The sequence below is a fragment of the Citricoccus sp. genome (assembly GCF_032154715.1).
Taxonomy (GTDB): Bacteria; Actinomycetota; Actinomycetes; order Actinomycetales; family Micrococcaceae; genus Citricoccus.
This window is the reverse complement of the sequence record NZ_JALDXU010000103.1, coordinates 1-11,777: the sequence shown is the minus strand read 5'-3', so window position 1 is coordinate 11,777 and position 11,777 is coordinate 1. Positions and strand designations below refer to the sequence as shown.

Annotated in this window: 11 protein-coding genes; 4 read left to right on the top strand and 7 right to left on the bottom strand. The window is 69.3% G+C overall.

The window, feature by feature from the left end; all coding sequences use genetic code 11:
• Together RUH65_RS13635 and RUH65_RS13630 are read left to right on the top strand one after the other, a co-directional pair.
• On the top strand, window positions 1-1,415 hold a 1,415-nt coding region (locus RUH65_RS13635; protein WP_313818113.1), incomplete at its 5' end, for a tripartite tricarboxylate transporter permease.
• On the top strand, window positions 1,412-1,810 hold the full coding sequence (locus RUH65_RS13630) for a universal stress protein (protein WP_313818112.1): 399 nt from the start codon (window positions 1,412-1,414) through the stop codon (window positions 1,808-1,810). The genes RUH65_RS13635 and RUH65_RS13630, both read left to right, overlap by 4 nt.
• A 100-nt stretch (window positions 1,811-1,910) precedes the next feature.
• Here the strand turns inward: RUH65_RS13630 and RUH65_RS13625 are convergent, their stop codons facing one another.
• Window positions 1,911-2,576 carry a GntR family transcriptional regulator gene (locus tag RUH65_RS13625; protein ID WP_313818115.1) on the bottom strand — a complete coding sequence of 222 codons (666 nt, stop codon included), beginning with the start codon at window positions 2,574-2,576 and terminating at the stop codon, window positions 1,911-1,913.
• A 194-nt stretch (window positions 2,577-2,770) separates the two neighbouring features.
• On the opposite strand from RUH65_RS13625, the gene RUH65_RS13620 reads away from it, so the two are divergent.
• Entirely contained in the window at window positions 2,771-4,342 is a 1,572-nt protein-coding gene (locus RUH65_RS13620) for an ABC transporter substrate-binding protein (protein WP_313818111.1), read from the top strand.
• Between the two features lie 47 nt (window positions 4,343-4,389).
• Entirely contained in the window at window positions 4,390-5,307 is a 918-nt protein-coding gene (locus RUH65_RS13615) for a dihydrodipicolinate synthase family protein (protein WP_313818109.1), read from the top strand.
• 43 nt (window positions 5,308-5,350) lie between these two features.
• Here the strand turns inward: RUH65_RS13615 and RUH65_RS13610 are convergent, their stop codons facing one another.
• The 6 genes from RUH65_RS13610 to RUH65_RS13585 form a co-directional block, all read right to left on the bottom strand.
• Window positions 5,351-6,169 carry a GntR family transcriptional regulator gene (locus tag RUH65_RS13610; protein WP_313818108.1) on the bottom strand — a complete coding sequence of 273 codons (819 nt, stop codon included), beginning with the start codon at window positions 6,167-6,169 and terminating at the stop codon, window positions 5,351-5,353.
• A gap of 43 nt (window positions 6,170-6,212) precedes the next feature.
• Window positions 6,213-7,415, bottom strand: coding sequence for an L-talarate/galactarate dehydratase (locus RUH65_RS13605; protein WP_313818107.1), 1,203 nt, complete (start codon window positions 7,413-7,415; stop codon window positions 6,213-6,215).
• Window positions 7,416-7,574: 159 nt separating this feature from the next.
• Window positions 7,575-8,123, bottom strand: a complete 549-nt coding sequence (locus RUH65_RS13600; RefSeq protein WP_313818106.1) for a DUF3817 domain-containing protein — start codon at window positions 8,121-8,123, stop codon at window positions 7,575-7,577.
• Window positions 8,120-9,118: an SURF1 family cytochrome oxidase biogenesis protein gene (locus RUH65_RS13595; RefSeq protein ID WP_313818105.1), complete on the bottom strand. Its 999-nt coding sequence runs from the start codon at window positions 9,116-9,118 to the stop codon at window positions 8,120-8,122. Before RUH65_RS13595 ends, RUH65_RS13600 begins: the two co-directional genes overlap by 4 nt.
• Window positions 9,119-9,127: 9 nt before the next feature.
• Window positions 9,128-11,005: a glycerol-3-phosphate dehydrogenase/oxidase gene (locus RUH65_RS13590; protein ID WP_313818104.1), complete on the bottom strand. Its 1,878-nt coding sequence runs from the start codon at window positions 11,003-11,005 to the stop codon at window positions 9,128-9,130.
• Window positions 11,006-11,041: 36 nt separating this feature from the next.
• A partial coding sequence (locus RUH65_RS13585) for a GuaB3 family IMP dehydrogenase-related protein (RefSeq protein WP_313818103.1) occupies window positions 11,042-11,777 on the bottom strand: 736 nt, incomplete at its 5' end.

Below are 11,777 nucleotides of genomic sequence, written 5' to 3'. Positions count from 1 at the left end.
GCCCGGCCGCCACGATCGCGATCCTGCTGCCCCTGACGTACGGCGTGGAGCCCGTGACCGCCATCATCATGCTGGCCGGCATCTTCTACGGTGCCCAGTACGGCGGCACCATCACCTCCGTGCTGCTGAGGCTGCCCGGCGAGGCGTCCACCGTGGTGACGGTGTTCGACGGCTACCAGCTCGCCAGGCAGGGCAAGGCCGGGACCGCCCTGGGCATCGCCGCGATCGGCTCCTTCATCGGCGGCACCGTGGCCATCATCGGCCTCACGTTCCTGGCCCCCGTGGTGGCCCGGTTCGCCCTGGACTTCGGCCCTCCCGAGTACGCCGCCCTGGCGCTGCTGGGCATCCTCCTGGTGGCCACGATCAGTTCCGGCGCCAAGATCAAGGCGCTCATCGCCGCCGCCTTCGGGCTGCTGCTCGCCACGGTCGGGCGGGACACCTTCACCGGCGCCGAACGATTCACCTTCGACAACCTGTCCCTGGCGGACGGCATCGACTTCGTGCCGGTGGCCATGGGCCTGTTCGGCATCGGCGAGATCCTCTACAACCTGGAGGAGCGCCACCGTGCCGCCAAGGTTCCGGACTCCGTCAAGAACGTCTGGCCCAGCCGGAAGGAGTTCAAGACCTCGGCCCCGGCCATCGGCCGCGGCTCGGTGCTCGGCTTCTTCCTGGGCATCCTGCCCGGCGGCGGCGCCACCATCTCCTCTCTGGCGGCCTACGCCGTGGAGAAGCGCACCGCCAAGGACCCCTCCCGGTTCGGCAAGGGTGCCATCGAGGGCGTGGCCGGGCCGGAGTCCGCCAACAATGCGGCGGCCACCAGCTCGTTCATCCCGCTGCTGACCCTGGGCATTCCCGCCAACGCCACCATGGCGATCATCTTCGGGGCTCTGCTCATCCAGGGCGTCACCCCGGGACCCAACCTCATCAACGACGACCCCGAGCTGTTCTGGGGCGTGGTGAACTCCATGTACATCGGCAACATCCTGCTGTTGATCATGGCCATCCCGCTGATCGGCGTCTTCGTCCGCATCCTCCGGGTCCGTGGCGCCATCCTCGCCCCCATCACCGCCCTCATCACCCTGCTGGGTGCCTACACGATCCGGAACTCGATGTTCGATGTGCTGCTCGTGGTCATCTTCGGTGCGGTGGGCTACCTGATGAAGAAGTTCGGCTTCGAGCCCGGGCCCCTGGTGCTGGCGTTCGTGCTGGGCACACTGCTGGAATCCAACCTGCGCCGGTCCCTGCTGGTCTTCGAGGGAGACCTGTTCGGTTTCCTGTCCCGCCCCATCTCCGGAACCCTGCTCGTGCTCTTCGTGGTCGTCGCCGTCCTGCCGATCATCCAGTCCGCCGTCCGCCGGCGTCGAGGCGGTCCGTTGGTCCCCGCATCATCCGAGAATCAGAAGGAGAACGCATGAGCATCCTGGTTGGATACGTGCCCACCCCGGTGGGGGAAGCAGCCGTGGCCGCGGCCATCGAGGAGGCGGCCCTCCGGGACAGGGAACTGCTGATCGTCAACTCACAGCGCGAGGGCGTCCTGACAGATGCCTCGGTGGCGTCCGAGGAGGACATCGAGCGCGTGACGGGGGCCGCGCGGAACGCGGGCGTCAAGGCCACCATCCTGAGGCCGACCCACCGGGACGACCTCACCGAGGCCATCCTGGAGCTCGCCGACGAACACGACGTCGCGCTCATCGTCATCGGCCTGCGCCAGCGCACTCAGGTGGGCAAGTTCATCATGGGCTCACACGCGCAGCGGATCCTGCTGCAGGCCGATCGTCCCGTCCTCGCTGTGAAGGCACAGCCCCGGTAGACCCGTCACAGCTCGGGGCGCCCATGGGCGGGCGTCCCGAGCGTACCGGTCCCGTCCGCGATCAGTCGGCAGCCCGGACCGTCGGCCCCTGACGCCCGCTTCACGGGGAGCCGTCGAGCACGCGCTCGAAGAACCTGCTGATATGCCCGGCCGTCAGGCTCGCGGCCCGTTCGGCATCGCCGGCCCTCGCTGCCGCCAGGATGTCCCGGTGTTCGTCCCATTCGAACCCCGAGGGATGCTGGGGGCGGTCCTCCGCCTCATGCCAGGCGACCACACTGATGAGGGCGGTCCGATCACGCAGGTTGTCCATGACGTCCGTCATCAGGGGATTGCCACAGCCGGCGTACAGCAGGGCGTGGAAGTCCCGGTTGACGAGACTGAGCCCCGCCCGGTCCTCTCCCTCCTCGATCATCTCCCGAGCCGTCTCGAGCATCCGGCCCGCCTCGTCCAGGTAGTGGGCCGGCCCTTCGGACACCGCTCGCCGCACGGCCTCCGGCTCGACCAGGAGCCGGAGATCGCGAACAGACCTGATGAGTTCGCCGTCGACCGTCTGGACTCTCATGCCCTTGTAGGCAACGGACTGCACCAGGCCCGAATGGGAGAGGATCTTGAGGGCCTCCCGCACCGGGGTCTTCGAGACCCCGAACTGCGACGCCAGTTCCGCCTCCACCAGAGCCTGACCAGGGCGCAGCTCGTGAGTCAGGATCCCCCGGCGGATGGCCTCCAGGACAACATCGATCCGCGATTGCGGCAGGTCCAGCTTCATGGTCACGCGTTCACCTCTCCATCTCCTCAAAGGCCCCGGCCCGGCGGGAACACCTCCCCAGTGTGACTCTTGACACGTGCAAGCGACACTCTTTACTCTTCATACATCGTATATGAGATCTCAGACACCATCGGTCGACTCACCGCCGTGTCGATCAGGCCTTGCCCGCCGGCCCACTCCTCTGGAGGACACCCATGACTTCACCTTCCCGCACTCAACGCACCCAACGCACCCGCCGCACCGCGGGCGCCGCCCTGGCAGTCACCGCCCTGTTGGGCACCCAGGCCTGCGCTATGGACACACAGTCCACGGGATCAACGGACCCCGCCGACACGATCCGCATCGTTCTCAAAGACGAACCACCCACCCTGGAAACCTGCCAAGGGTCCCAGAACTCCACCGGGCTGGTGACCAGGTCCAACATCGCCGAGGGACTGACCTCGCGTGATGCGGACACGGGAGAGTTGGACCCGGCCCTCGCCACCGAGTGGGAACAGACGTCAGCCACCACGTGGACCTTCACCCTCCGGGACGGGGTGAGCTTCCATGACGGGAGCGCCTTCAACGCGGAGGCTGCCGCCTACTCGATCGAGCGCGCCCTGCTGCCGGAGATGGCCTGCGACGTCGCCGGGCAGTTCTTCGGCGACCAGACGGTCACCACGGAGGCCGTCGACGCCGACACGCTCGAGGTCACCACCGCAACGCCGGACCCCATCCTCCCCCTCCGGCTCTCCTTCGTGGGCATCGTCCCGACCACGACGGACAACACCGCCAAGGTCCGTGAACCCATCGGCACGGGCCCCTACCGGTTCAAGGAATGGCAGGCCGGCACCAGCCTCTCGCTCGAGCGCTTCGACGACTACTGGGGCGAGGCGCCCGACTTCGGGACCGTCCAGTACCTCTGGCGCTCCGAGGGCACGATCCGCGCCGCCATGGTGACCAATGACGAGGCCGACGTGGCCATCACGCTGGCGCCCGAAGACGGCGCCGGGGACGCCGCCGTCCAGTACAAGACCAACGAGGTCACCTACATGCGGATGGACGCCGGCATCCCTCCCCTGGACGACCCCCGGATCCGGGAGGCCGTGAACTACGCGTTGGACAAGGAGGGCCTTCTGGCGTCGATCTTCGCCGGTCAGGGCCAGCTGGCCACTCAACTGGTTCCCGAGGGCGTGATAGGACACAACCCGGAGATCGAGCCGTGGCCCTACAACATGGACCGGGCGAAGCAGCTCATCGCTGAGGCCAAGGCCGACGGCGTCCCGGTGGACGAGAAGATCACCATCATCGGCCGCACCGGCTTCTATCCCAAGGCCGATGAGGCCATGGAGATCGTGCAGAACTCCCTGACGGAGGCCGGGTTGAACGTCGAGGTCCAGATGGGCGATGTCAACACCTGGCTGCAGCACCTGCTCCGCCCCGTGCCCACGGACTTCGGTCCACGGCTGCTCATGGGCATGCACGGGAACCAGGCGGGCGACGCCTCCTTCACCATGGCCAACAATCTGGGCAGCGATGGCTCGCAGAGCAGCTACGGGACGGACGAGTTGGACGAGATGATCGCCGCCGCCGAAGTGGCGTCCGGGGACGAACGCCAGGACGCGTTCGCCGAGGCGCTCGCGTACCAGGACGAGGCGATCCTCCGCGACGCCATGATGGTGCAGGTCGGCGCCACCTTGGCGCTGTCACCGAAGGTCGACTACGAACCGACGACCGCCACCGGTGACGAGATGCGGGTCGCCGACATGCACAAGACCACCCCGTGATGCGCAACCCCACACCACAAGCCCCACTGCCGTCCAGGAGGACACCCATGAACACTGAACATCTGCGGGAACGGCTGTCCGGCGTCGTCGCCATTCCGGTGACGCCCTTCCACCAGCACGGTGGCGTCGACAGCGAGGCTTTCGTCCGCGTGGTGAAGCGCATGGTGGACGCCGGCATCCAGGTGGTCACCCCCAACGGCAACACCAGCGAGTACTACTCCCTCACCGCTGCCGAGCGGCGGCTCTGTGTGGAGCTCACCGTCCAGGCCACCGGTCCCGGCTGTTCGACCCTGGTCGGCGTGGGCGGATCCGTCCCCGAGGCGGTCGACGCCGCACGCCACGCCCAGCAGACCGGGGCCCAGGCGATCATGATCCATCAACCGCCTCACCCGTTCATGTCCGCAGCGGGATGGTTCGAATACCACCGTGAGATCAGCGCCGCCGTGCCTGAGCTCGGTGTGGTCCTCTATCTCCGCAATCCGCGTATCGACGGAGCGACCGTGGCCCGGCTGGCGGACGCGGCCCCCAACCTGGCGGCCATCAAGTACGCCGTTCCGGACCCCGTGCGGATGGCCACCGTCTCGCAGGACTGTGCCCGTCCACACCTGGTCTGGATCGCCGGCCTGGCCGAGCTGTCCGCACCGGGCTACTGGGCCGTCGGGGCCACCGGGTTCACCTCGGGGTTCGCCAATGTCGAGCCCCTGCTGTCCTTGAGACTGCTCGACGCGCTGCGGGCGTCCGACACCGAGGGTGCCCTGCGCATCTGGGAACTCATCCGGCCCTTCGAGGAATTGCGCGCCCGTCATGAGTCCGAGCACAACGTGTCCGTGGTGAAGGAGTCCCTGGCACAGATGGGACTGTGCGAACGCGAGGTCCGCCCACCCATCAGCACGCTCACGGCAGCAGACCGGCAACAGGTCGAGAGGATGATGATGCAGTGGCAAGGAGCGCTGCAGTCGGGATGACCGGGCTCAAGCGGACCTGAACGCCGTCTCCCCGCTGGATGTCCTACCGGCCCGTCGATTCCTCCCGGAACCGGCGGGCCGAGTTGCGCAGGTGGGTGCGCATGGCGGCGGCCGCACCCGGGGCATCACCGGCCACGACGGCGGCCGCGACCGCCGCGTGTTCGGCCGCCACCACGGTGGCCCGCCGGCCAGCTGCGCTCGGTTCGGCGCGAGCGGGGCCGTCAACGGCAGGTCCGGCACCATCCGCCCCGGAACCGTCCCCTCCAGGACCCTGGGATTCGGCATCCACCAGTCGCTCCCGGGGCATGGCGATCATGGCCGGCCCGAGGGCGTCCAGCGCCTGCAGCAGCAGCGCGCTGCCGGACGCCTCCGCCACGGACCGGTGGAACGCGAAGTCCAGGCGAAGCAGTGCGGCGGGCCCGCCCGGATCTGGTGCACCCGCGCTCACGGAGAAGGCCCGTTCGGCCCGCCGCACACCTTCGGCCAAGGCCTCCGAGCGGCGGGCGGCAGCCAGGGCCGCGGCCTCGGACTCAATCGCCACCCGGTAGTCGATGAGGTCCATCCTCCCGGCCACCGAGTTGGTGGGGGCCGCCCGGGGAACCGGACTGCCGGCGTCGTGCTCGGAAGGAGGGGTGAGCACGTAGCTGCCGCTGCCGCGCTTGGTGTGGACCAGGCCTTCGGTCTGCAGCCGCAGGATGGCCTCCCGGACCACCGTGCGGCTGACCCCGTGCTCCGTGACCAGTTGGCTCTCGCTGGGCAGCTTCTGACCCGGGACCAACTCGCCGCCGACGATCCCGCGGCGCAGCTGGTCCACGAGGGCCTCCGTGCGTGAAGGACCGGAACGGGTGGGCGTGGATGTCATGGGTTCATTCTGGCAGGCACCCCTGGCGGAACCGGCCAGCCGGTCAGGCGCGGCCGAACTCCGCGGTCTCGAGGGTCCACGCACGGGCCTGGTCGCTCAGGCTCACCCCGAGTCCGGGCCGCTGAGGCAGCAGCATGCGCCCGCCGGCGGTCTCGAGACGCTCGTTGAACAGCGGATCGAGCCAGTCGAAATGCTCCACCCAGGGTTCACGCGGGTAGGTGGCGGCCAGGTGGAGGTGGATCTCCATGGCGAAGTGCGGGGCGAGGTCCAGCCCGGCCTGATCGGCCAGGGTGGCGAGCCGCTGGAACTGGGTGATGCCACCGACGCGCGGGGCGTCCGGCTGGATGATGTCACAGGCCCGGGCAGCGATGAGCCGTTCGTGCTCGGCCACGGAGGCGAGCATCTCCCCGGTGGCGATGGGCGTGTCCAGGGCGGCGGTGAGATCGGCATGGCCCTGGACGTCGTAGGCATCGAGCGGTTCCTCGATCCACACGAGGTCGAACTCCTCGAGCCGGCGGCCCATGCGCAGGGCGGTGGCCCGGTCCCACTGCTGGTTGGCGTCCACCATCAGCGGCACGTCCGGTCCGATGTGCTCGCGGACGGCGGCCACGCGGCGCAGGTCCTCCGCGGAGTCCGGCAGGCCGACCTTGATCTTGATGCCGCCGATCCCCTCCTCGATGGACTGGGAGGCGCGCTCCTTGACCTCCTCGATGGAGGCGTTGAGGAAGCCACCGGAGGTGTTGTAGGTGCGGACGGAGTCCCGGTGCGAGCCGAGGAGCTTGGCCAGAGGCAGCCCGGCGCGCTTGGCCTTGAGGTCATACAGCGCGATGTCCAGGGCGGCCAGTGCCTGGGTGGCCACCCCGGACCGGCCCACGGAGGCCCCGGCCCACAGCAGCTTGGTGTAGACCTTGGCGATGTCGTTGGGGTCCTCGCCGATCATGACCTCGGCCACCTCGCGGGCATGGGCGTACTGGGCCGGCCCGCCGGCGCGCTTCGAGTAGGAGAAGCCCAAGCCCTCGTGGCCCTGCTCGGTGGTGATCTCGGCGAAGAGGAAGGCCACCTCGGTCATCGGCTTCTGCCGGCCGGTGAAGACCTTGGCATCCGAGATGGGCGTGGCCAGAGGCAACCGGGCCGTGGAGAGCCTGACATGGCGGATGACGTCCGGCGTGTACTCGTGCTCGGCGCCGGCGGCCAGCGGCCCGGACCGCTCTGAGAGTGTGGAGATGGTGGCGGGCGAACTGGTCATGGGTGACTCCCTCGACGGGGCACGTGGCACGTGCCCGGGGTGGCTGGATGCAACTCATCATACAAGTCATCAACTTGTATGACTAGATGCGGGGCGCAACCTCCTGCACCGCAACCAACCGGCTCGTGAGGGCCTCGTCCGACCCCCTCGGAGATGCGCTCAGTACCGGCGCAGGGCCTCGGGGTGATCTGCGAGTTCCTGCAGGGTCTCGCGGTGGACCCGCTGTTCCACAATGAAGGACAGGAAGGGCACCACACCGCCGCCGGCGATGGCCAGCAGTCGCATGCCGTTCCAGCGCATCAGCGACCACAGGCGGAAGGCGGCGACGAGGTAGACCACGTAGAGCCAACCGTGGGCGATGAGCACGGCGATGGAGAGGTTGAGCCCGCCCGTCACCGAGTCCTCCGGCTGAAGGGAGAAGCTGTTCTCCGAACCGTCGGCCAAGGTGCCGCCGGCGTAGAGCTCGGTACCGTAGCCGTACTTGAAGATCATCTCGAACACGAGCAGCAGCAGCATGATGCCGGTGATCCACGCACAGATCTTGTACATCATCAGGGCCGACTTGATCTGCTGATCCGTCCCCGCGAACCGCCGCGGAGCACTCTTCTGGGGCCGCGGCGGCGGTGCCGGCAGATCCGCCTCGGTGATGTCCTCGGGGTCGGGAAGGGTGTTCGGGTCGACCGGGGGCCGCTGGTCCGGGGTGGTCACTGGTTCTCCTGCGTTTGCTGGGTTTGCTGGGTTTGCTGTGCTGACGACGATGGCGGGTACTGCTGGCGGGACGCGGGGGCAGCTGCGGAGACCCCGTAGAAGCGTTCGTACTCCTCGACCGCCTTCCGCTTGGCCTCGAGTGCCTCGGTGCGGCGGCGCTCGAGTTCGGCGGCCTTCCATTCCTCGGCCCATTGGCGGTCGAGCTCATCCTCGTCCTGACTGCGCAGGTAGTCGTCCCGCAGGAACCGCCACCACAGGAAGATGGCGAAGCCGGCGAACACGACCCACTCGATGGCGTAGAAGATGTTCATCCAGTTGTAGGTGGTCTCCTGCGGCTGGGGGCCCACGAGCACGGGCTCCAACTCGCCGCCCTCGGCCTTCGCGCCGACCTCCGGGCCGTTGGCCGCAGCACCGGGGCCGCCGGTGGCCACCACGTCGAAGGCAGCCACATAGCCGGCATAGGAACGCACGTCCCACAGGTTGATCAGCTCGGACGAGGCCAGGTTGGTCAGCACGGTGCCGTCCTCGGTGTGCTGGATTCCCTCCGGGCTCGGCCCCTCGGCGGGCAGCAGGCGCCCGGTGATGTGCAGGTCTCCCTGCGGCGCCGGGTCGGTCTCGGCGGTGGACTCGGTCCAGCCGCGGACGACGGGCATGACCTCCCCGTTCGGGGCACCGTCTACCTGGAAGGCACTGACCACCCAGTAGCCCTCGGTTCCTTCGGGGCCACCGTGCAGTCGCGGGTGGATGAACACGTCCGTGCCCGGGACGAAGGCACCGGTCATCGTGACCACCTGGTCCGCCTCGGTGCCGTACATCGGCTTCTCCGGGACGAAGTGCTCCGTCAGTTCGACGGGGGTCTCGGTCTGGGTCAGCGGAGGCGGGGCGGAGGCGGAATTGTCCATCTGCCACTTCCCGAGGAGCACGAACACCGCGGAGACCACGAGCGCCAGGACGAGTCCGGCGATCCACTGGGGCTTCAGGGCGGTTTTCAGCACCCCACCAGACTACGCGGTTTCTCTACCGTACGTAGAACTCACGGCTTCCGGCAGTCCGCCACGGGCCATGTCCCGGACCGAACCCCGGGCCGCCTCGACCAGCAGTGCGTGGGCTTCGCCGTCCGTGCCGGCTTCCTGCGTGGCCCGCTGGGCGAGCGTCCACTGCCGGTAGCGCTCGGCTTCGGCGGAGGCACGCTCGGCGTCCCAGCCGAGCAGGGGTGCCATCAGGTGGGCGACCGTTCCGGCGGCGGCAGCGCCGGCGTCGTCCGCCTCGAACACCGCCCGGATCCGCCGGGCCAGGACATCCTGGACCGACCGGGCACCCTCATGCGTGACGGCGTGCACGGCCTCGGCGGCGAGGTGTCCGGGCAATCCGGGCAGATCCTCGGTCAGTTCCGGAGTGCCCGCGGCCAGCCCGATGACCTCCGGGGCGCCGGAACCGTAGCGGTGCAGCAGGGATTCGATGATGCCGGCCGGCAGCCCCGAGTCCACCGCGAGCAGCAGGCGACGGTTCCAGGTGGGCGTCCAGCCCTGTGCGCCGAGCAAGGGCAGATCTGCGGTGCAGGAGGCGGGCACGCCCTCCCCCGAGCCGGTCACGTCCTGTCCGGTCAGCGGTCCGGTGTCCTGGGCCCCGGCTGCTCCGATGGCGGCGTCCACGGCGTCAGCGGCCATGGTCCGATAGGTGGTGAGCTTGCCGCCGGTCACCACGGTCAGCCCCGGCAGCGGGGTCGCCACCACGTGCTCGCGGGAGACCTTGGCCGTGCCCGCGGCCGCAGCGGTGTCTCCCAGCGGCTCATCCTCCCCGGCCGGCGTGACCAGCGGACGCAGTCCGGCGAACACCCCGACCACGTCTGACCGGTCCAGCGGCTCGGAGAGGGCCGCGTTGGCACGCTCCAGCACGTAGTCGATGTCCTCGCTGGTGGCGGCGGGTTGATCAACCTTTTCGCGCCACGGCGTGTCCGTGGTGCCGATGATCCAGTGCCGGTCCCAGGGGATGACGAACAGCACCGACTTCTCCGTGCGCAGGATCAGGCCCGAGGTCGAGGTGAACCGGTCACGCGGGACCACGAGGTGGATGCCCTTGGCGGCGGTGACCCGCGGCATGCCCCGCACCACCGGCTCCTCCCGGCCGTCCGGGTGGCGGACAGGGATGGACCCCGTCCAGACCCCGGTGGCGTTGATGACACGCCGGGCGTGGACCTCGATCCGTTCGCCGGCCTCCCGGTCAAGCACCTCCGCGCCGATGATGCCGCCGGCCTCGGACCCGAGAAAAGCGGTGACCTCGAGGCGGGAGGCGCAATGGGCCCCGTGGACCGCGGCCGTGCGGACGAGCTCGATCACCAGGCGGGCGTCGTCCACCTGGGCGTCGTAATAACGGATGGCCCCGATGTACGCCTCGGGCTTCAGTCCCGGGGCCAGGCGGGCGACGGCGGCCCGGCCCAGGTGCTTGTGCACGGGCAGGTGACCGGTACGCCCGGCGGCCATGCCGTCATAGAGCGCGACGCCGGCCCCCACGTACGGCCGTTCCCACGGCTTGGCCAGGGGGTACAGGAACGGCACGGGCCGCACCAGGTGCGGCGCGATGTCCTCCACGAGCCGGCCGCGTTCCCGCAGCGCCTCGTGGACGAGTGGGAAGTCCAGCATCTCCAGGTAGCGCAATCCGCCATGGACGAGCTTGGACGACCGGGATGAGGTGCCCCAGGCGAAGTCGGTGGCCTCGACCAGGGCGGTGGACAATCCCCGAGTGGCCGCGTCCAGGGCGGTCCCGGCGCCGACGACCCCTCCGCCGACGACCAGCACGTCCAACGGGTGCTCCGGCGTGGTGGCCCGCAGCGTGGCGAGCGTGTCGGCCCGGTGTGCGGGTCCCAGTGCGCCGGTGGTGGTCATCTCGCTCAGGCCGTCTCCGGTTCCGTCGGGTCCGGCTCAGCGGTCCCCGGTCGGGGCCACGAGGACCTCGACCTTCTGGAACTCCTTGATGTCCGAGTAGCCCGAGGTGGCCATGGCCCGCTTGAGGGCACCCATCAGGTTGGAGGTGCCGTTGGTGTGGTGGCTGGGTCCCCAGAGCACGTCGTTGAGGCTGCCGACGGTGCCGACGTGGGTGCGGTCACCGCGTGGCATGTCCTCGTGGGCGGCTTCCCCGCCCCAGTGCCAGCCGCGGCCCGGGGCCTCCTGGGCGCGGGCCAGCGCGGCACCGAGCATCACGGCGTCGGCGCCCATGGCCAGGGCCTTGACGATGTCCCCGGAGTTGCCCACGCCGCCATCGGCGATCACGTGGACGTAGCGTCCGCCCGACTCGTCCATGTAGTCCCGGCGGGCCTCGGCGATGTCCGAGATGGCCGTGGCCATCGGCACGCGGATGCCTAGGGCGCGGCGAGTGGTGGAGGACGCCCCGCCGCCGAAACCGACGAGCACGCCGGCCGCACCCGTGCGCATCAGGTGCAGGGCCGGGGTATAGCCGGCTGCACCGCCGACGATCACGGGGACGTCCAGCTCGTAGATGAACTTCTTCAGATCCAACGGCTCGCGGTTCTGGGACACGTGCTCGGCGGACACCGTGGTGCCGCGGATAATGAACATGTCCACACCGGCGGCCAGCACGGTCTCGTAGTACTCCTGCGTGTGCTGCGGGGTCAGGGGCCCCGCCCCCACCACACCGGCC

What these genes read in the sequence shown, in the direction of transcription:
- RUH65_RS13625 (WP_313818115.1), bottom strand. Translation starts at nt 2,576, where the DNA reads ATGAAGCTGGACCTGCCGCAATCGCGGATCGATGTTGTCCTGGAGGCC.
- RUH65_RS13610 (WP_313818108.1), bottom strand. Translation starts at nt 6,169, where the DNA reads ATGACATCCACGCCCACCCGTTCCGGTCCTTCACGCACGGAGGCCCTC.
- RUH65_RS13630 (WP_313818112.1), top strand. Translation starts at nt 1,412, where the DNA reads ATGAGCATCCTGGTTGGATACGTGCCCACCCCGGTGGGGGAAGCAGCC.
- RUH65_RS13590 (WP_313818104.1), bottom strand. Translation starts at nt 11,005, where the DNA reads ATGACCACCACCGGCGCACTGGGACCCGCACACCGGGCCGACACGCTC.
- RUH65_RS13605 (WP_313818107.1), bottom strand. Translation starts at nt 7,415, where the DNA reads ATGACCAGTTCGCCCGCCACCATCTCCACACTCTCAGAGCGGTCCGGG.
- RUH65_RS13615 (WP_313818109.1), top strand. Translation starts at nt 4,390, where the DNA reads ATGAACACTGAACATCTGCGGGAACGGCTGTCCGGCGTCGTCGCCATT.
- RUH65_RS13620 (WP_313818111.1), top strand. Translation starts at nt 2,771, where the DNA reads ATGACTTCACCTTCCCGCACTCAACGCACCCAACGCACCCGCCGCACC.